The sequence below is a fragment of the Streptomyces flavochromogenes genome, from assembly GCF_000717595.1.
Classification (GTDB): Bacteria; Actinomycetota; Actinomycetes; order Streptomycetales; family Streptomycetaceae; genus Streptomyces; species Streptomyces flavochromogenes.
In genome coordinates this window covers 1-215 of sequence record NZ_JNZO01000153.1, presented here as the reverse complement: position 1 = coordinate 215, position 215 = coordinate 1, and the positions used below count along the sequence as shown (strand labels likewise).

General features: G+C 68.4%; 1 protein-coding gene. It reads left to right on the top strand.

Features of this window, described 5'->3' with window-relative positions; translation table 11 throughout:
• Window positions 1–3: 3 nt before the first annotated feature.
• Window positions 4–215, top strand: a 212-nt coding sequence (locus tag IF00_RS42405) for an AMP-binding protein (RefSeq protein ID WP_280922646.1), incomplete at its 3' end; no start/stop codon positions are given.

Sequence of the window (215 nt, the reverse complement as noted above, 5' to 3'; positions counted from 1 at the left end):
GTGATGTTCACGTCGGGCTCGACGGGTCTGCCGAAGGGTGTGATGGCCTCGCACCGTGCGCTGGCCGCGACCTTCGTCGGTCCGGACTATCTGGCCTTCGGTCCGGAGCAGACGTTCCTGCAGTGCTCGCCGGTGTCGTGGGACGCGTTCGCCCTTGAGGTCTTCGGTCCGCTGCTGCACGGCGGGGTGTGTGTCCTCCAGCCCGGCCAGCACAC